This window comes from Bradyrhizobium sp. DOA1 (assembly GCF_001593325.1).
In the GTDB taxonomy this organism is placed as follows: domain Bacteria; phylum Pseudomonadota; class Alphaproteobacteria; order Rhizobiales; family Xanthobacteraceae; genus Bradyrhizobium.
On record NZ_JXJM01000001.1, the window covers coordinates 1,993,764 to 2,012,698 of the forward strand.

Consider the following 18,935-nt stretch of genomic DNA (forward strand, 5'->3'; position numbering starts at 1 on the left):
TACCACGGTCTATCTCGGCAACACCGCTACGCCGGCTTCGCTCGCGACCGTCAACGACCTGTTGACCGCGGTCGATCTCGCCAGCGGCGTCAAAACCGTCGCTATCAGCTCCGGTGCAGCGACGATCGCCACCAGCTTCAATCAGACCGCTTCGAGCGTGGGTGGCGGCGCCGTCACGCTGAGGAGCTCGACGGGTGCGGATCTGAGCGTCACAGGCAGAGCCGACCTGCTCAAGGCTCTCGGTGTGAGTTCATCGGTCGGCGGCGGCAATGCCACCGTCAACGTCAACCGGACCACGACCGCAGCCTCGCTCGGTGCAACGATCACCGACGGTTCGACGCTGAACGTCAACGGTCACGTCATCACCTTCAAGAACGCGCCGATCCCGGGCTCAACCGGTGCGCCGAGCATTCCGAGCGGCTTTGGTGCGAGCGGCAACGTTCTCACTGACGGCAACGGCAACTCGACGGTCTATCTGCAGGGCGGCACGGTCAACGACGTGCTCAAGGCGATCGACCTTGCTACCGGCGTGCAGACCGCGTCGATTAGCGCCGCCGGCGTTGCCACGCTTGCGACCGCCACCGGCCAGTCGAACTCGACGATCAACACGTCCGGCCAGCTTAAGCTCTCGACCGGCGTCAATGCCGATCTGTCGATCACCGGCAGCGGCAATGCGCTGAACGTATTCGGCCTCGCCGGCAACACCGGCAGCGCCACCGCCTTCACCGCGGCCCGCACCTCTGGCATCGGCGGCATCGCCGGCAAGACCCTGACCTTCACCTCCTTCAACGGCGGCACGGCGGTCAACGTCACCTTCGGCGACGGCACCAACGGCACGGTCAAGACTCTCGATCAGCTCAACACCAAGCTGCAAGCCAACAACCTGGCCGCGACGATCGACGCCAACGGCCTGCTGACGATCACGGCATCCAACGACTATGCGTCCTCGACGCTCGGCTCGACGGTTGCCGGCGGTGCGATTGGCGGCACGCTCACCTCGGCACTGACCTTCTCGACGGCGTCTACGCCCGTCCAGGATGGCGTTGCCCAGACCGCGCGTGCCAATCTGGTGTCTCAGTTCAACAACATCCTGAACCAGATCGACACGACGGCGCAGGACTCCTCGTTCAACGGTGTGAACCTGTTGAACGGCGACCAGCTCAAGCTGGTGTTCGACGAGACCGCGAAGTCGAGCCTGAACATCACCGGCGTGACCTACAACTCGAAGGGTCTGGGCCTCGCCTCGCTGACGGTCGGCGTCGACTTCATCGACAACGCCGCGGCCAACCGGGTGCTGACCAACCTCAACGCCGCCTCGAGCACGCTGCGCTCGCAGGCCTCCAGCCTCGGTTCGAACCTCTCGGTGGTGCAGATCCGCCAGGACTTCAACAAGAACCTGATCAACGTGCTGCAGACCGGCTCGTCCAACCTGACCCTGGCCGACACCAACGTCGAGGCCGCCAACAGCCAGGCGCTGTCGACCCGCCAGTCGATCGCGGTCTCCGCGCTGTCCCTGGCCAACACATCGCAGCAGAGCGTGCTCCAGCTGCTCCGCTAATAAGAGATTGAAATTACTGACGAAAACCGAGCGGCGGGGCATTTGCCCCGCCGCTCTTTTTTGCGTTCGAGGTGGGGAAGGGGCGTTCACCGCGCATTAACCGTATCGCTTAAACCGGCGTTAACCATACTTTAAAGGACACCTCCTAAAACTGGACAAAGCCCGCGTTCGAGACCTGCGCGGCCGATTCGTATCCGGTTCAAGAGGAAGACTCGCCAATGTCCAACATCGTTCTCTCGGCGTCCGTTCGCCAGAACCTGTTGTCGCTGCAGTCGACGGCCGACTTGCTGGCCACGACGCAGGAACGGCTGTCGACCGGCAAGAAGGTCAATACAGCGCTCGACAATCCCACCAACTTCTTCACGGCGCAGGGATTGGACAACCGGGCAAGCGACATCAGCAACCTGCTCGACGGCATCAACAACGGTGTGCAGGTGCTCCAGGCCGCCAACACCGGCATCACCTCGCTGCAGAAGCTGATCGACAGCGCGAAATCGATCGCCAACCAGGCGCTCCAGACCACGGTCGGCTACTCCACCAAGTCGAACGTCTCCACCACGATTCCCGGCGCGACCCCCGCCGACCTGCGCGGCACGACCTCCTATGCGAGCGCGACCGCCAAGAGCAACGTGCTCTATACCGGTGCAGCCGGTGGTACGACCCCGGTCACCGGGACGGCCGCGCTCGGCGCATCGCTCGGTTCGAGCGCCGGCACCTTTACCGGTACGGCGGCGCTCGCCGCCGACGGCACCACCGCATTGTCCGGCACCGCCACGCTGCTCGGCACGACGGCGTCCACCACCTTCAGCACGCCGCCCGCAGACGGTGACACCATCACGGTGAATGGCAAGACCATCACCTTCCGCACTGGCGTTGCTCCGAGCGCGCAGCCGACCGGCTGGGGCCTCGACGCCAGCGGGCACATTGCCACCGACGGCAACGGCAACTCGATCATCTATCAGGGAACGGCGGCCGCGCCCGCGGCGACCGTCAACGACGTCCTCACCGCGATCGATCTTGCCAGCGGAGTCAAGACCGCAACCATCAGCGCAGGCGCGGCGACCTTCGCCGTCAGCGGTGCGGCGGGTCCCGTCGGCACGCTACAGGTGGCATCCTCCATCACGGCGGGCGCCGTTACATTGAAGAGCTCGACCGGCGCTGATCTCAGCGTGACGGGCAAGGCCGATTTCCTCAAGGCGCTCGGCCTGACGACCGCGACCGGCGCAGGCAACGCGAACGTGACCGCGAACCGGTCGACCACCGCGGGTTCGCTCGGCACCCTGGTTCAGGACGGATCGACCCTGAACATCGGCGGCAAGACCATCACCTTCAAGAACGCGCAGACGCCGCAATCAACGGCGAGCGTGGCCACTGGCTACGGCGTCAGCGGCAACGTCGTCACCGACGGCAACGGCAACTCGACGGTCTACATCCAGAGCGCGACGCTGACCGACCTGCTCAACGCGGTCGATCTCGCCACCGGCGTCAAGACCGCCAGCCTCTTCAACGGCGCGGCGACGCTGTCGACCACGGCGGGCCAGATCCCGTCCTCGGTCAACAGCAGCGGCCAGCTCGCGCTCTCGACCGGCATCAACGCCGACCTATCGATCACCGGAACCGGCAATGCGCTCAGCGCGTTCGGCCTCAGCGGCAACACGGGAACGGCGACGGCCTTCACCGCGGCGCGCACCTCGGGCGTCGGCGGCATCAGCGGCAAGACGCTGACCTTCACCTCCTTCAACGGCGGTACGCCGGTGAACGTCACCTTCGGCGACGGCACCAACGGCACCGTCAAGACGCTCGACCAGCTCAACGCGCAGCTTCAGGCCAATCACCTGACGGCGACGATCGATGCCAACGGCGTGCTCACGGTGACCACCGTCAACGAATACGCCTCGTCAACGCTCGGCTCGACGATCGCGGGCGGCGCAGTCGGCGGCACGATCACCGGCGTTCTCGCCTTCACCACCGCGCAGCCGCCGGTCCAGGATCCCGTGGCACAGACCGCGCGCTCCAACCTGGTCAACCAGTTCAACAACATTCTGGCCCAGATCGACACGACCTCGCAGGATTCCTCCTTCAACGGCGTCAACCTGCTCAACGGCGACACGCTGAAGTTGGTGTTCAACGAGACCGGCAGCTCCACGCTGAGCATCAACGGCGTAGTGTTCAACGCGGCGGGCCTCGGTCTCAGCAATCTCGTCAATGGCGTCGACTTCATCGACAACGGTGCCACCAACAGGGTGCTGGCCAGCCTGAACGCGGCGTCGAGCACGTTGCGCTCGCAAGGCTCCACGCTTGGTTCGAATCTCTCGATCGTGCAGGTGCGTCAGGACTTCTCCAAGAACCTGATCAACGTGCTGCAGACCGGCTCGTCCAACCTGACGCTCGCCGACACCAACGAGGAAGCGGCCAACAGCCAGGCGCTGTCGACGCGCCAGTCGATCGCGGTCTCCGCGCTGTCGCTGGCCAACCAGTCGCAGCAGAGCGTGCTGCAGCTGCTCCGCTAACGTCGCGGTGAAAGAACGCTATTCGAGATTTCGCGGCGGGGCTAATGCTCCGCCGTTCATTTGAGGGAGATCGCTAACTCGAGATTAGCTCAGATCGACACGGCTCATGCGATGCAAGTTTACACCGTGTGTGCCTCGATCTAACGTTTGCGCTGACGAAGAGCTCCGCGACCCGTACTTATCCGGAGTGCTTCCAAGCACACATGTAAGCAAATCTTAAGCGGTGCTGCCTAGGGTTGGGAAAGAAATCCTTAAGTCCTTTCAACGGGCTAGGAAACTTCCAGGGTGTGATTGATGTCGAATTCTGCTGCCTCGGCCTACGCGCGCGTTGCAACGACCACTGCATCTCCTCGCGACATCGAGGCGCAAACCCTGCTTAAGGCCGCGAACAAGCTCCAGGATGCGGTGAACAACGCCGATCCTCTCAGCGAGCAGACCATGCAAGCCCTGATGTTCAACCGCAAGCTCTGGACCATCTTCCTGAGCGAGGCGATGCGCGACAACAATCCGCAACCGATCGACGTCCGGCAGAAGATCGCCAACATCAGCGTGTTCGTGCTGAGCCAGACTGCCGCGCTTCAGATGAGCCCGCAGTTCGATCACTTCCGCCCGCTGATCGAGATCAACCGCAACATCGCTGCCGGTCTGTCCGGGCGTCCGTGACGGTGATTCCTCGCACTATCGGCGGGTGTTGATCAGGGACGGGTGGTCCCGCTTCGGACACACCATGTACGCGCTGACGATGCCGGCAATACGCAGATCGACAGCGCCGTCGCCGCGACCGGCTCGACCTGTCTCGATGCTGCCGTTGCGACGTTCGACGCCTGACGATCAGGCGCTGCGGTCGGTGCTGAGCGGACGCGAGGGTTCGGCTTGCCTATCCAGGGCGTGGAAATAGGCCCGCCGGCGCAGCATCGCTTCGTCGGGGAACTGATTGACCACCGCCTCGGTCCTCTCGTTGACGACCTGGAAAACGAAGGATGCGGCCGCCTGGTCGAAGACGACCTGGCGCGAGATGTTCTCGTGGTTCGGCAAATCATTGCGCACCGGCGCGCTCGTATCGCTCGCGGCGACCGTTTGCCTCACCGGAAGATCAGTCTGCACAGCCTCGTTCGCCGCCGCATTCGACGTCGGTACGATCTGCACGGGGGCCGGGATCCCCACCGGCCTGATGCTGAAATCTGTACTCATGGCAGCCTCCTGGTTGCCTCAATTGAGTCAAATCCCAACCCCTCTAATTGCGCAAGCATGGAACACCAGGACTGAAGACCTGGTAACGAAACGTCCCTAACCGCGCGACGATTTCGCCGCGCGGTTTTTCGTAAAATTGTCTCGTGTTTTCGTCTTGGCTCAGAGCGAGCGGCTGACCGCGAGCGGCGTGATGTGGCGCGGGCCGGGCGCTGCTTGGCGGCCCGCGGCCGTATAGGTGTTCGGCACGTTGCGCTTCTGGATCTCGGCGTTGACGCCGCGCACGACGCTCTCGGATACGGCGTGTGCGGTGGCGAGCACGGTGAGATTGACCTGCAGCATGGCGCGGAACGCATCATGGTGGCGATGCAAGGTCGAGAGCAACTCGGGCGCGGATTTCGCGAGCTGGGCCTGGTTCGCCTTCAGCTGACCGACGGCCCCGACATAGTTTCGCGACAGCTCCTGCTTCTTAGCCTCGAGCATCATCGCGTCGCGGACCTTGCCGGCGCGAACCAGCTCGGTCTCGCGCTCGATCAGCCCGAGCAGGGCGCTCATCGCATCCATCAGGTCCTCGGCGAGTTTGCGCGCTTCGGCGCTTCCGGGCGCGATGTTCGGCCGCTGCGCTTGCATCGGCTGACGTGAGGCGTTGGGACGGTTCATTTCGTTTGACCTTATGCGGTGCGGATCGTTTTCGCCTGCTGCATGATCAGGGTGCGGTAGACTTCGGTGGCGACGCCGACGCCGCCGGCCTTGGCGAAGTTCTTGGAATATTGCTCGGTCAGCATCGAGCGCCAAACGCCGGTACCGGGCGTGTCGCCGAACGGACCTTCGCCCTTCAGACCGGAGGTCATCTGCGCGAACATGCTGTTGAGGAACATCGCCTCGAAGTCGGTGGCGGTCTTCTGCGCCCGGGCTTGCTGTTGCGGCGAGACCTTCTGCAAGGCGCTCGCGAGATCGAAGTCCGGCCGGCCGTTGCGGCTCTCGACCGAGAAGGCCGAGGAGGTGGCGAGGCGCGGGGTGTTGATCGCGTTGGTCTGCATCACATCACCTCGATGTCGGCTTCGATCGCGCCGGCGGCCTTGATCGCCTGGAGGATGCTGATCATGTCGCGAGGGCCGATGCCGAGGCCATTGAGGCCGTCGACGAGCTGCTGCAGCGACACGCCGTCTTTGACCACGGCCAGTTTCTTGCCGTCCTCGGTGACGGTGACGCTGCTGCGCGGCGCGACCACGGTCCGGCCCCGCGACAGCGGGTTGGGCTGGCTCACCTGGGGGCTCTCGGAGATCGTCACGGTGAGATTGCCCTGCGCGACCGCGACGGTGGCGACGCGGACGTCGCGGCCCATCACGATGATGCCGCTCCGCTCGTCGATGATGATCTTGGCGGCGAGATCGGGGTCGACCTGGAGCTGCTCGATCTCGGTGAGAAAGGCGACGACGTTCCCCTTGAACTCCGGCGGGATCGACAGCTGCACCGTCGAGGGATCGATCGGCTCGGCGGTCTTGACGCCGAGATAGTCGTTGACGGCGGCGGCGATGCGCTTGGCGGTGGTGAAGTCGGCGTTGCGCAGCGCCAGGCGCACGTTCGGCAGACGGTTCAGCGCGAACTCGATCTCGCGCTCGATGATGGCGCCATTGGCAATGCGACCCACCGTCGGCACGCCGCGCACGATCTTGGCCGCTTCGCCCTCGGCCTGAAAGCCGGAGATCGCGAGCGAGCCCTGGGCGACCGCATAGACGTTGCCGTCGGCGCCTAACAGAGGGGTGACGAGCAGGGTGCCGCCCTGGAGGTTCTTGGCGTCGCCGAGCGCGGAGACGGTGACGTCCATGCGCGTGCCCTGGGTGGCGAAGGCCGGCAGGTTGCCGGTCACCATCACCGCGGCGACGTTGCCGGTGCGGATGGTGGCGCCGCGGATGTTGACGCCCATGCGTTCGAGCATCGCTTGCAGCGACTGCTTGGTGAAGGGGATGTTGTTGAGCGTATCGCCGGTGCCGTTGAGGCCGACCACGAGGCCGTAGCCGATGAGCTGGTTCTGCCGCACGCCCTCGATGTTGGCGAGGTCCTTTATGCGCGATGTCGCGCTTGCAGGCGTGACCGAGAGCGCCAGCGCTGACAGCGCGGCGCAGGCCACCCCAACAATCCTCACCCAACGAACGCCTGGCATCCTCTGCTCCCCAAAGGTCCCCAAAAAGGGCTCCTCAAATCGAAGGACCGTCTGCGACACTCCCATGACGAGCTGGTCCGGCGCTTTCCTTGCGAGCGCTGTGCCAACCCGGGGCAGAGGGAGTAGGTGGCTGAATAGGTTGAATAAATCTGTTTCGACCGGCGTCAGCGCTCGTTCGCTCTGAGGAGCGAAACTGCCGCCTGTCGGCAGTTTTTGCCGAGCCGTTTACGGGTCGTTAACCATAAAAGGGCGAAGGTGAGGCATCGATCACCCGGATTCCATCCGATGCGCATCTACGGACCGAACGGCACCACGCTTGGAACGCCGGCCAGCCAGGCCCGGCGAACGGGCTCCGGCACCTTCGTCCTGCCGGACACCTCATCGGCACAGGAGACGCGGAGCGCCGCCGCGCCGAAGGCCGCCGCCAACATCGACGCGCTGCTTGCCCTGCAAGGCGTTGAGGAGGATCTGGTTGAGCGCCGCAAACGCTCGGTCGCGCGCGGCAAGACCGCGCTCGACGTGCTCGACGATCTCAAGATGGGCCTTCTGTCCGGCAATCTCGATGCCTCGACGGTGATGCGGCTGCGCGATGCCGCGGCAAACCTGAAATCGTCCTCGGGCGATGCCGGTCTCGATGCAGTGCTGGCCGAGATCGAGCTGCGCGTCGAGGTCGAGCTGGCCAAGGCCGGGCAGCAGTAGTCAGGCATCGCGGGCTGTCATCGCCCGCGATGGCGAGCGATCCAGTATTCCAGAGACAGTTGTTTGTTGAATCGAGAAGCTGCGGCGTACTGGATGCCCCGGTCGAGCCCGGGCATGACAGCGCAATTGGAATGGACGTGCGGCACTACCGAGAAGGCGCGCCTTACGCCGCTTCCTCCTTCTGCTGGGCATCGTAGCGGCGCTGCGCGGCGAGCACGTCCTTCAGGTTCTGCTCGGCCCAATCGCGCAGCGGATCGACCGCCGCCGCCAGCGTCAATCCGAGCTGCGTGATCGAATATTCCACCGTAACGGGGACAGTTGCGATGGCGCGTCGCCTGATCAGGCCGTCGCGGTCGAGCGATTTGAGAACCTGGCTCAGCATCTTCTGCGAAATGCCTTCGATCGTGCGACGCAACTGGTTGAAGCGCATCGGCTCCTCGCGCAGCAGCAGAAGGATCAGCACCGCCCATTTGTCGCCGACGCGATCCAGGATCTGGCGCGTCGGACAGTTCGCTGCATAGACGTCGGGTTTCATCGTCAGGTCCTCGGATTCCGTTCTGGCCGCTTGCACTTGGGCGTGCCGGTTACTCCGGCGTTATCAGGTAAGCACAAAGTGCTCTCTTAACACCAGCATTCTTTGCGATATCTAGTCACCATTGGTTACTATAGAAGCAAAGGAGCCTTCCATGAAAATCGCAGTTGCCGGCGCCTCGGGCCGGGCCGGGTCGGAGATCACCAAGGAACTGTCCCGCCGGGGCCATAGCGTCACCGCCATTGCCCGCAACCCCGAGAAGATCGCGGCCCTGCCTGCTGTCACGCCGACCAAGGGCGACGTGCTCGATCAGGCCGGCCTTGCCAAGCTGTGGGCCGGGCACGACGTCGCCATCAGTTCCGTGCACTTCCTCGCCAGCGATCCGCTCAAGCTGATCGGCGCGGCGAAAGACTCCAAGGTGGGCCGTTACCTCGTCGTCGGCGGCGCCGGCAGCCTGGAAGTCGCGCCGGGCGTGAAGCTGGTCACGACTCCCAATTTTCCGGCCCAATACAAGGCCGAAGCAGAGGCGGGCGGTGCCTTCCTGGACCTGCTGCGGCAGGAAAAGGACCTGAACTGGACCTTCATCTCGCCGTCGGCGCTATTCGTCGAGGGTGAGCGCACCGCCAAGTTCCGGCTTGGGACCGATCAGCTTCTCGCAGATGCGAACGGAAAGAGCTGGATCAGCTTCGCCGATTACGCCATTGCGCTCGCCGACGAGATCGAGCGGCCGGCCCATCAGAGGCAGCGCTTCACGGTCGGTTACTGACCGTCAGCCGCACCCGGGCCTTTGCGGATAAACCTTCCTGTGCAAGGGCTTGGGGGCGGTGGCGGAGCGGTGAGGGAAATATTGTCTGTCACGGGAGGCCACTATATAAGGCCCGGCTCAACGGATCCTGTTTCCGTTGCGAGTCGTTGCTTAGACAGATAGGCCGCCCTTTGGAAAAGTTGAAAAACTACCGACCGACCGAAAAAGAGCCTTTCATGAACGACAGGCAGAAGGAGTATTTCCGCTTGAAGCTCCTGGCCTGGAAGGATGAGATCCTCAAAGAGTCCAAGCTCACCCTGCAAGCCCTGCAGGAGGAGAACGTGAACCACCCCGATCTCGCCGATCGGGCATCGTCCGAAACCGACCGCGCCATCGAACTCCGCGCCCGCGACCGCCAGCGCAAGTTGATCGCCAAGATCGACGCCGCGCTCCAGCGCATCGAGGACAACACCTACGGCTATTGCGAGGACACCGGCGAGCCGATCTCTTTGAAGCGGCTCGAGGCCCGGCCCATCGCGACGCTCTCGGTGGAAGCGCAGGAGCGCCACGAGAAACGCGAGAAGGTCTATCGCGACGAATAGAGTCCGAGCCGCAGAGATGCGGCTCTTTGTTTTTGGACGCAAGGCGCCGTTTCGCGCCCTGCTCAGCATTTTGTCCGCTATTTGCACTCGCGCGTCTCGCGAGCGCAATCGCGAAAAATGAATCGTGATCAATGGGCTAGAGTCTATTCCTCCGAGCTCACGTGAGTTCTGATGAGAAACAGCCTTCACGTCAGGTGCGGGAGGTTTTGCGAGTCGCATCAACGGGATCGACTAGACTGTTGAGAGGCTGATCCAGCTGCATCAAGCATCGCTGCAATCGCGTCTCGCATGCGCTTGCGAGGATCGGAAGGGCACGCGGCTCCAATAAAGCCTCCACCAGCTCAATATTTCCTTAAGCGGGGGCGGGGGCCTGTAATCGCCCGGACAGGCGTGCTTGTCAGGCGGGAGCTGGGATGCTGAAGTGCCGCCCCTGAATGCGTAGCGTGGGAGGCGGCGCCGATGGACAGGATTCTTGAAGCCGCAAAGGCGATCGCACTGGCGCGCCGCAACCATGCGCCGCTCGCGGCGCTGGAACGTCCGCCCGGCGATGAAGCCGAGGGCTATCAGGTGCAGCGCGCGCTGCACGATCTCCTGCTGCCCCATGTCGGACCGCTCGTCGGCTACAAGATCGGCTGCACCAGCCAGGTGATGCAGGACTACATCGGCATTCCGCATCCTTGCGGCGGCGGCGTGTTCCAGAAGGGCGTCCACAAGAGCGGCGCCAAGCTCGCCGCGTCCAACTACGTCCGTGTCGGCGTCGAATGCGAGATCGCGGTGCGGCTGAAGCGCGACCTTGCCGCCGGCGAGGCGCCGTTCACGGCCGAATGGGTCGGCGAGGCGGTCGAGGCCTACCATCCCGCGATCGAGATCGTCGACGATCGCTATGTGAAATGGGAGACAATGGGTGCGCCGACGCTGATCGCCGACGATTTCTTCGCCGCCGGCTGCGTGCTGGGACCCCGGGTTCCGCGCTCGTCCGTGCCGGATCTGAAGGCCGTGAAGGGCCGCGCCATCGTCAACGGCGACGAGGCCGGCCACGGCACCGGCGCCGACGTGCTCGGCCACCCCCACAACGCGCTCGCCTGGCTCGCCAACCATCTCGCCGCCGAGGGCAAAGGCCTGCACGCCGGCCAGCTCGTGCTGACGGGCAGCCTGGTGAAGACGCTGTGGCTGAAGGCCGGCGACAAGGTGCGGATGGAGCTGGACGGGCTGGGCGTGGTCGAGGCGGAGTTCACGTAATCTCCGCGCCGTCGGCCCTTTTTGTCGCAACGCTCCCACCACGCGCGTCATGGCCGGGCTTGACCCGGCCATCCACGTGTCACAGCGAGCCCCGGAAGACGTGGATGCCCGGGTCAAGCCCGGGCATGACGGCGCGGAGAATACGGCGCCAGCCTGATCGGCCTTGTCACGTTCTCAAAATACATGCGGCCTCCGGCAGGGGAGCTACCGGAGGCCGCGTAGTACATCGTCGTTCGCGCCTAGGTTCGCGGACACGATGTGGGAGCTCGGGAGAATTTAGAAGGGCAGCAGCACGTCCATGACCTGTTGGCCGTAGCGCGGCTGTTGCACGTCCATGATCTGGCCGCGGCCGCCGTATGCGATGCGGGCCTGTGCGATCTTCGAGGAATCGATGGTGTTGTCGCTCTGGATGTCTTCGGGGCGGACGATGCCGGCGACCACGAGCTCGCGGATCTCGTAATTGACGCGGATCTCCTGCTTGCCTTCGACCACGAGGTTGCCGTTCGGCAGGACCTGCGTGACCACCGCAGCGACGTTGGTCTGCAACGCTTCCTGCCGGTTAACCGAGCCCTTACCGTCGCTGGATGCGGTGGAATCTGCGGTGAGGATGCGGCCGGGCAGGATCTTGTTCGCCTGCGTGATGGTCTTCGCGCCGATGAAGTCGGTGATGCCGGAGTCTTCCGAATTGGTGCGGCTGCGCTGGGTCTCGTTGGAGAGGTTGGCCTTGTCGGTGATGTTCACGGTCACAGTCAGGAGGTCACCGATCTGGCGGGCGCGCTGGTCCTTGAAGAAGGCGCGGCTGCCGTTACGCCACAGCGAATTCGGATTATAGGAGGCGACTTCCGGCTTCGGCATCGGCATCTGCACCGGCTTGTAGCCGGGCTGCGTCGTCGGATTGTCGATCGCCGACAGCTTCGGTTGCTCGCCGATCTGTGACAGACGGTCGATCGAGGAGCAGCCGCTCGCTAGTGTGCAAGTTGCAAGCAGCAGCGCAGAGATCGCGATGCGGCGAAGACGGAAAGCCGAACTGAACGTGGACATGACTTACTCTGACTTGGCTGGAGCTTGCGAGACGCGAACTTGCGGGATCTGGGCTTGTGCGACGTGGGCGGCAGGCGCCGGCGCCTGAATCAGGCTCTGCGCCAGCGCGGCGGCCGCCGGCACCTCGTCACGCTTGATCGACGAGGTCTGCTCGACCGCGGGCGCCATCGGCGCGGACTGGCTGGCGCCCTGGATCGTGACCTGGCCGCGGCCGGTGACGATGCCGGTCAGCGTCCGCTTGGATTGCAGATTGATCACGCTGACGCTATCGCCCTCGGCGCCGCTCTCGATCGCCTTGCCGCGCGTGGTGAGATAGACGCCGGGCACCTGGTAGATGATGGTGACGGCCTGATCGCGCACCACGAAGTCGGGCTTGACGATGTCGGCGACGCGGATCGGCATGCCTGCCCGCATCGGCCGGCGCAGCTGCATGCCGAGGGTGCGATCGCGCGAGGCAGGCTCGCCGGTGACCTCGGCCTTGGGCCGGCGCTCCGGCGAGACGTCGGAGGATTTCAGGAGCTCGGTGCGGTCGATGTCGCGCGTCAGCACGGCCACTTCCACCGTCTCGATCGCGGTTCCGGTGAAGCGGAGCTTGGTCGGCGTCGGGCTGTTGTCGTTGTTGATCTCGAAGGCGATGTCGAAACGGCCGCCGCGGGCGTCATACCGGGTTGCGACCGGCTGGAGCGCGCCGGTGTTGGAGGCGTCCAGGCGCATCTCGGAAATGCCGCGGTCGAGCGTGACCGTGATGTTGGCAGCGTCCCCAAGGCCGAAGCGGCGTTCCAGCGCGGAGGCGACCGCGGTTTCGAGGTCCTTACTCGCGAGCGTGCGGGCGAGGCGGGTGACCTGGACCTCCCTGATGTCGCCGGTCATTACGCCGATCACTTGTTTCGCACGCAGCACCGACAGCACCTGTCCGACCGTGAGCGTGCCGGTGGTGCCGAGATCGGGCGAGCGATAGACCGGGATCTGCGCGGCCGATCCGGCATTGTCGATGAGGTCGCCGACCCGCACCACGTCCGAGCTCACGGCAACGCTGGCGCGAAGCGTCGGCGCTGCGATGACATCGTCGGCCGCCGCGGCCGGCAGGGCCAGCGCGACAAGTGCAGAGATCGTGGCGAGGGCGGTCCGGATCATCGTCATCACTCAGCGGAACAGGGCGGTGGTCGATTGCATCATCTGGTCGGCGGCGCTGATCACCTTGGCGTTCATCTCGTAGGCGCGCTGGGCCGCGATCAGGTCGCTCATCTCCGAGACGACGTCCACATTGGCCTGCTCGAGGCTGCCCTGCGTGATCTTGCCGTAGCCTTCCGCCGTGGCCGTGCCGTCCTGCGGCGGGCCGGAGGAGGGCGTCTCGGTGAACTGATTGCTGCCGACGGGCTGCAGGCCCGCCTTGTTGATGAAGCGGGTCAGGCCGATCTGGCCGAGAATGGTCGAGGTCGAGGAGCCCGGCAGCGTCACCGAGACCTGGCCCTGCTCGTTGACGGCGAGGCCGGAGGCGTTGTTCGGGACGGTGATCGTCGGCTGCACCGGGTTGCCCTGGGCGGTGACGACGCGGCCCTGATTGTCCATCTGGAAGGTGCCGTCGCGGGTGTACTGGTAGGTGCCGTCGGGCATCAGGATCTTGAAGAAGCCATCGCCGGAGACGGCGAGGTCGAGATCGTTGCCAGTCTGCGACAGCGTACCTTGCGTCATGCTGCGCGGCGTACCTACGGTCTTGACGCCACCGCCGATGTCGACGCCGACGGGCACGATGGTGCCCTGGTCGGAGGCCTGTGCGCCGACGCGGCGGATGTGCTCGTAGATCAGGTCCTGGAACGCCGCGGTCTGCTTCTTGAAGCCCGTGGTGCGCAGGTTCGCGATGTTGTTGGAGATCACCTGAACGTTGAGTTCCTGTGCCGCCATTCCGGTCGCTGCGGTGTGAAGCGCCTGCATGTCAGTTCTCCTTCAATCAGGCCGGAACGTCGGCGAGCTTCTCGATCGCCGATTTGTGGAGATCGCTCTGCTGCTGCAGCAGGCTGGCGATCGAGGCGTAGCTGCGCATGACTTCGACCATGCGGGTCATCTCGCCGACGGCGTTGACGTTCGACTTCTCGACATAACCCTGGCGCACGGTCGACCTGGTGTCGGCCTGCTGCACGGCGGAGCCGACGTCGTAGAGGTTGGCGCCGAGCTTGGTGAGCCTGGTCGGATCGTCGAAGGAGACCATGCGGATCTTGCCGCGGATCGAGTCGGTTCTCGCCGTGCCCTCGAGCACCGTGACGGTGCCGTCGGGGGCGATGTTGATGTCGTGATCGGTCGGCTGGAAGGTGATCGGGCCGCCGGTGCCGAGCACGAGGGCGCCGTCGGAGGTGACGAGCTGGCCGGTGCTGTTGAGCGAGAACTTGCCGTCGCGGGTGTAACGCTCGCCGCCGGCGGCCTGCACCGCGAAATAGGCGTTGCCGTCGATCGCCACGTCGAGCGGGTTGCTGGTCGCCTCCATCGGCCCCTGGCCGATGTCGCGAAAGGTGCCGCGGTCGTGCACATAGGAGACGCGCCGGTCCGGCGCCATGAAATTGTCTTCGCGTGCGTTCGAGTTGAGGTACTCCTCGAACAGCGAGTGGTCGGCCTTGAAGCCATTGGTGTTGGCATTGGCGACGTTGTTGGCGATGACATCCATCTGCCGTTCCAACGTCATCTGCCGCGACAAGCCGATCAGAAGCGCGTTCTGCATCGGAAATCTCCCCTGAGTGGGACCTGCCACCTCGCTCTCCCAAGCGCCTTGGCGGACCCCGTGAACGAGACCGTCTGGTTCTCCCAAACCGTGAGGTCTCGGCCCTTTCTCAGCGAAAGCCGTGCCAACTCGAAAAGATGCGTATTTTCAATCTCTTGATGAATTTCGAGGGGTGCGGGAGGGCGGCAGAAAGGTTCTGTTAGCCATGTTTGCCCGGCAGATTTTTCCTAGCGGAAGCCCAATCGAAAGGTTCCGTTAACCATTATTACCGTAGCGTTTGCCATGAAGAGGAGCGCATTTGCGCCGGGGCATTCGTATCGCGTCATTGTCTTAGGGCCTCGCTCTTTCGACCCCTTTGAGAGATCCGGGCGCGGCGACCATGGCAGAGAATGAAGCGGAAGGCGGTGCAGCCGCTGAGGGTGCAGAAGCCGCGCCGCCCAAGAACAAGCTCAAGCTGATCATCATCGCCGTCGGCGTGCTGGCCATCCTCGGCGGCGGAGCTGCGACCTGGTTCTTCTTCTTCCGAAAGGGAGACGCCGAGCATCATGCCGAGGTGGCGCCGCCACCGAAGCCGCCGGCCTTCGTCGACGTCCCCGACCTGATGGTCAACCTCGCCGGCTCCCCCGGCGAGCGTGTGCAATATCTGCGGCTGAAGATCGTGCTGGAACTGAAGGAAGAGAAGCAGATCGAGGCGATCAAGCCGACGATGCCGCGCGTCACCGACATCTTCCAGACCTATGTGCGCGAGCTGCGCCCCTCCGACCTCAACGGCTCGGCCGGCATCTTCCGCCTCAAGGAGGAGCTGACCAAGCGCGTCAACGCGGCGGTCGCTCCGATCCATGTCAGCGCGGTGCTGTTCAAGGAAGTCGTGGTGCAGTGAGGGGAATGGGCTAGCGCCATGGCCGGCAACGAGCAGATGGACCAGGACGCGATTGCCGCCCAATGGGAGGCATCGCTCGATTCCGAGGATCCCGCGGAGGCCGCGAAGGCCGCCGCCGAAAACGAACTCTCCGAGACCATGGCCCTGCAATGGGCGGCCATGGTCGAGGACGGCAGCCGCGATCTCGGCAGCGGCAAGAACTCCGGCGAACGTGTGCTGTCGCAGGAGGAGATCGACAATCTCCTCGGCTTCACGGTCGGCGACGTCAATCTCGACGACCATTCCGGCATTCGCGCGATCATCGATTCGGCGATGGTCTCCTACGAGCGTCTGCCGATGCTCGAAATCGTCTTCGACCGCCTGGTGCGGCTGTTGACGACCTCCTTGCGCAATTTCACCTCCGACAACGTCGAAGTCTCGCTCGACCGCATCACCTCGGTGCGCTTCGGCGACTACATGAACTCGATCCCGCTGCCAGCCGTGCTCTCGGTGTTCAAGGCCGAAGAGTGGGAAAACTTCGGCATGGCGACGGTCGATTCCAACCTGATCTACTCGATGATCGACGTGCTGCTCGGCGGCCGCCGCGGCACCAGCCAGCTCCGCATCGAAGGGCGGCCCTACACCACGATCGAGACCGAGCTGGTCAAGCGCCTGGTCGAGGTGGTGCTGGCCGACGCCGAGCAGGCGTTCCGGCCGCTGTCGCCGGTGACCTTCACGATCGACCGGCTCGAGACCAATCCGCGTTTCGCCGCGATCAGCCGTCCTGCCAACGCGGCGATCCTGGTGCGCCTGCGCATCGACATGGAAGACCGCGGCGGCAACATAGAGCTGCTGCTGCCCTATGCGACCATCGAACCGATCCGGGGCGTCCTGCTCCAGATGTTCATGGGCGAAAAGTTCGGCCGTGACCCGATCTGGGAGGGCCATTTCGCCACCGAGATCGTGCAGGCCGAGATCGCGGTCGACGCCGTGCTCTACGAGGCCGACATCCCGCTCAAGCAGCTGATGCGGCTCAAGGTCGGTGACACGCTGCCGCTCGACATGCGCGCCGATGCCAACGTCACCGTGCGCTGCGGCGACGTCCTGCTGACCGAGGGACGGATGGGACGGGTCGGCGACCGCGTCGCGATCCGCGTGACGAAACCCTTGCGCAAGCCAAGTACGACACTTGCGATGTTCGAGAAGGTCGACGAGCAGAACAAGATGATGGAGGCCCCATGAACCACTCACTGGGAATGGCGATCGAGTCGCTGGTGGCTATCCTGCTGATGCTGACGATCGTCTACTGCGTCATGCTCAACAAGCGGCTGAGGCGGCTAAAGGCGGACGAGCATTCGCTGAAGGCGGTCATCGGCGAGCTGATCACCGCGACCGAGATCGCCGAGCGCGCGATCGGCGGGCTCAAGCTCGCCGTGCGCGACGTCAACGAGAACCTGGGCAACCAGCTCGCGGCGGCGACGCAGATGTCCGATCAGCTCTACAAGCAGCTCGGCGAAGCCGACAACGTGGTGCGTCGCCTGTCCAAGATCGCGATCGCCGCGCGCCCCGTCACGAATCCGGAGATGGTTGCCGCCCCTGCCGCGGCCAAGCCCTCGACGGCGAAGGCGGTGGCGGCTGCGGCCGAAGCCTTCTCCGAGCGTCGACGGTCCAATGGTCTTGCCGCTTGAAGTCAGGGTATGAAGTCCTTTCGTAACATCCGCGTCATCCCGGTCGTCCTGGTGGCCGTCGCAGGTCTCGCCACGCTGAAGGTGGCGGGACTCGCGATCAATGGCGGCTATGTGTTCGACTACAAGCCGAGCCAGGCCAAGAAGTCCTGGGCGCAGGAGAACCTGAATTTCCCGGCCGGCCGGGAGGACCCCGACATCACCGGCTCGACCCACGGTGCGCCGAAAGAAGCACCGAAGCCGGCAGCGCCCGAGACCAAGATGGAGGGTGGCACCGTCGTCAAGATCGACGAGACCCAGCCGCAGGTCTCCGCCGCCGAGCGCGCGATTTTGGAACGGCTCCAGGCGCGCCGCCAGGAGATCGAAGCCCGTCAGCGCGAGATCGACATCCGCGAGAGCCTGCTGAAGTCGGCCGAGAAGCGCATTGAGAACAAGGTCGAAGAGATGAAGGCGGTGGAAACCCGCATCTCGGCGACCCAGGCCGAGCAGAAGGCCGCCGAGGCCCAGCGCATGAAGGGCCTCGTCACCATGTATGAAGGCATGAAGCCGAAGGATGCCGCGCGGGTGTTCGACCGGCTGGAGATGGGCGTGCTGATCGAGATCGCCTCGGCGATCGCGCCGCGGAAGATGTCGGACATCATGGGGCTGATGTCGCCCGAGGCCGCCGAGAAGCTGACGGTCGAGATGGCCCGCCGCGCCAATGGCGGCGGCGATCAGTCCGCCTCGGCCGGCGAATTGCCGAAGATCGACGGCAGGCCGACGCAAAAGCCGAATTGAGGGCTCATACTTAAGAAGTCCTTAATTGGCAAAACCTTAGAGTCGAAGGCAGGGGCCGGCGGCAGTGCCGGCGTGGACCCGTCGAACCGGAAGAAATGCCGCCAATGGCGCGAGAGGCTGCCGCTGGATTTGTGTCGCGAGCCCGCGCTTTGGCGCTAGGGTTGTCGCGCCATGTCTGCACGGCGCCCGCCCTCGCAGTGTGCCTGCTGATCGGCCTAGCTTCGCCTGTCCGGGCGGCCGATCCCGTCAGGGGCGAAGCGACCTTTTCGGCCGGCGGCGGTTTTGCCCGTCTCGTGATCAAGCTCGGCGAGGACGTTCCCTCCGAGGTGACGACGGCCGGCTCCATTGTCGTCATCCGTTTCGACCGGCCGGTCGACGTTCCCGTCGATCGCGTTCCGGAAGGCGCGCCCGACTACGTCAATTCGGCCCGGCGCGATCCCGACGGCGGCGCCATCCGCCTGTCGCTGGCGCGGCGCGTCACCGTCAACACCATGAATGCGGGCGAGCGTACCTTCATTGACCTCCTGCCGGAGGGATGGAAGGGGCCGCCGCCGAGCCTGCCGATGGACGTCGTCAAGGAACTCGCCGAGCGCGCGCGCGTGGCCGAGCGGGCCTTGCGCGCCCAG

At 64.6% G+C, this 18,935-nt stretch carries 20 protein-coding genes and 1 pseudogene; 12 read left to right on the plus strand and 9 right to left on the minus strand.

The features are described from left to right. From SE91_RS09245 to flaF, 3 genes are all read left to right on the plus strand, one after another. Positions 1-1,558, plus strand: a 1,558-nt coding sequence (locus SE91_RS09245) for a DUF1522 domain-containing protein (RefSeq protein WP_063921293.1), incomplete at its 5' end; no start/stop codon positions are given. A 218-nt stretch (positions 1,559-1,776) separates the two neighbouring features. Beyond that, on the plus strand, positions 1,777-4,068 hold the full coding sequence (locus tag SE91_RS09250) for a DUF1522 domain-containing protein (protein ID WP_061847373.1): 2,292 nt from the start codon (positions 1,777-1,779) through the stop codon (positions 4,066-4,068). Between the two features lie 294 nt (positions 4,069-4,362). Then, positions 4,363-4,731, plus strand: coding sequence for a flagellar biosynthesis regulator FlaF (gene flaF / locus SE91_RS09255; RefSeq protein WP_008554779.1), 369 nt, complete (start codon positions 4,363-4,365; stop codon positions 4,729-4,731). Positions 4,732-4,899: 168 nt separating this feature from the next. On the opposite strand, the gene SE91_RS09260 is transcribed toward flaF, so the two are convergent. From SE91_RS09260 to SE91_RS09275, 4 genes are all read right to left on the minus strand, one after another. Further along, positions 4,900-5,259 carry a hypothetical protein gene (locus tag SE91_RS09260; RefSeq protein WP_008554777.1) on the minus strand — a complete coding sequence of 120 codons (360 nt, stop codon included), beginning with the start codon at positions 5,257-5,259 and terminating at the stop codon, positions 4,900-4,902. Positions 5,260-5,418: 159 nt separating this feature from the next. Continuing rightward, entirely contained in the window at positions 5,419-5,916 is a 498-nt protein-coding gene (locus SE91_RS09265) for a hypothetical protein (protein ID WP_061847374.1), read from the minus strand. A gap of 11 nt (positions 5,917-5,927) precedes the next feature. After that, complete coding sequence (gene flgJ, locus SE91_RS09270) at positions 5,928-6,296, minus strand: flagellar assembly peptidoglycan hydrolase FlgJ (RefSeq protein WP_061847375.1); 369 nt, start codon at positions 6,294-6,296, stop codon at positions 5,928-5,930. Then, entirely contained in the window at positions 6,296-7,420 is a 1,125-nt protein-coding gene (locus tag SE91_RS09275) for a flagellar basal body P-ring protein FlgI (RefSeq protein WP_060736555.1), read from the minus strand. Before SE91_RS09275 ends, flgJ begins: the two co-directional genes overlap by 1 nt. Positions 7,421-7,705: 285 nt before the next feature. Between SE91_RS09275 and SE91_RS09280 the strand changes: the two genes are divergently transcribed. Further along, entirely contained in the window at positions 7,706-8,119 is a 414-nt protein-coding gene (locus SE91_RS09280; protein ID WP_060736554.1) for a flagellar assembly protein FliX, read from the plus strand. 163 nt (positions 8,120-8,282) lie between these two features. On the opposite strand, the gene SE91_RS09285 is transcribed toward SE91_RS09280, so the two are convergent. Continuing rightward, positions 8,283-8,654, minus strand: a complete 372-nt coding sequence (locus tag SE91_RS09285; RefSeq protein WP_060736553.1) for a winged helix-turn-helix transcriptional regulator — start codon at positions 8,652-8,654, stop codon at positions 8,283-8,285. A gap of 151 nt (positions 8,655-8,805) precedes the next feature. On the opposite strand from SE91_RS09285, the gene SE91_RS09290 reads away from it, so the two are divergent. The 3 genes from SE91_RS09290 to SE91_RS09300 all read left to right on the plus strand — a co-directional run bounded on the left by SE91_RS09290 (position 8,806) and on the right by SE91_RS09300 (position 11,237). Further along, on the plus strand, positions 8,806-9,417 hold the full coding sequence (locus tag SE91_RS09290) for an NAD(P)-dependent oxidoreductase (protein ID WP_061847376.1): 612 nt from the start codon (positions 8,806-8,808) through the stop codon (positions 9,415-9,417). A 215-nt stretch (positions 9,418-9,632) separates the two neighbouring features. Next, positions 9,633-9,998, plus strand: a complete 366-nt coding sequence (dksA, locus tag SE91_RS09295; RefSeq protein WP_008554760.1) for an RNA polymerase-binding protein DksA — start codon at positions 9,633-9,635, stop codon at positions 9,996-9,998. A gap of 459 nt (positions 9,999-10,457) precedes the next feature. Beyond that, positions 10,458-11,237: a 2-keto-4-pentenoate hydratase gene (locus SE91_RS09300; RefSeq protein WP_061847377.1), complete on the plus strand. Its 780-nt coding sequence runs from the start codon at positions 10,458-10,460 to the stop codon at positions 11,235-11,237. 276 nt (positions 11,238-11,513) lie between these two features. On the opposite strand, the gene flgH is transcribed toward SE91_RS09300, so the two are convergent. From flgH to flgF, 4 genes are read right to left on the minus strand one after another with little or no spacing between them, the layout of a single operon-like run. Then, positions 11,514-12,278, minus strand: a complete 765-nt coding sequence (gene flgH, locus SE91_RS09305; protein ID WP_008554748.1) for a flagellar basal body L-ring protein FlgH — start codon at positions 12,276-12,278, stop codon at positions 11,514-11,516. Positions 12,279-12,281: 3 nt separating this feature from the next. Then, positions 12,282-13,412, minus strand: coding sequence for a flagellar basal body P-ring formation chaperone FlgA (gene flgA, locus SE91_RS09310; RefSeq protein ID WP_061851064.1), 1,131 nt, complete (start codon positions 13,410-13,412; stop codon positions 12,282-12,284). Between the two features lie 9 nt (positions 13,413-13,421). Continuing rightward, complete coding sequence (flgG, locus tag SE91_RS09315) at positions 13,422-14,210, minus strand: flagellar basal-body rod protein FlgG (protein ID WP_008554735.1); 789 nt, start codon at positions 14,208-14,210, stop codon at positions 13,422-13,424. Positions 14,211-14,226: 16 nt separating this feature from the next. Then, complete coding sequence (flgF, locus tag SE91_RS09320) at positions 14,227-14,988, minus strand: flagellar basal-body rod protein FlgF (protein ID WP_061847378.1); 762 nt, start codon at positions 14,986-14,988, stop codon at positions 14,227-14,229. Positions 14,989-15,367: 379 nt separating this feature from the next. Between flgF and fliL the strand changes: the two genes are divergently transcribed. From fliL to SE91_RS09345, 5 genes and pseudogenes are all read left to right on the plus strand, one after another. After that, the gene (gene fliL, locus SE91_RS09325; RefSeq protein WP_061847379.1) at positions 15,368-15,868 is read left to right on the plus strand and encodes a flagellar basal body-associated protein FliL; all 501 of its coding nucleotides are present in this window, start codon (positions 15,368-15,370) and stop codon (positions 15,866-15,868) included. A gap of 18 nt (positions 15,869-15,886) precedes the next feature. Continuing rightward, the gene (gene fliM / locus SE91_RS09330) at positions 15,887-17,089 is read left to right on the plus strand and encodes a flagellar motor switch protein FliM (protein WP_008554728.1); all 1,203 of its coding nucleotides are present in this window, start codon (positions 15,887-15,889) and stop codon (positions 17,087-17,089) included. Next, positions 17,086-17,535, plus strand: coding sequence for a DUF6468 domain-containing protein (locus SE91_RS09335; protein WP_060736550.1), 450 nt, complete (start codon positions 17,086-17,088; stop codon positions 17,533-17,535). The genes fliM and SE91_RS09335 overlap by 4 nt, the downstream gene beginning before the upstream one ends. A 9-nt stretch (positions 17,536-17,544) precedes the next feature. Beyond that, the gene (locus SE91_RS09340; RefSeq protein ID WP_060736549.1) at positions 17,545-18,309 is read left to right on the plus strand and encodes a MotE family protein; all 765 of its coding nucleotides are present in this window, start codon (positions 17,545-17,547) and stop codon (positions 18,307-18,309) included. 104 nt (positions 18,310-18,413) lie between these two features. Continuing rightward, a pseudogene (locus SE91_RS09345) lies at positions 18,414-18,935 on the plus strand (tetratricopeptide repeat protein); the annotation flags it as partial.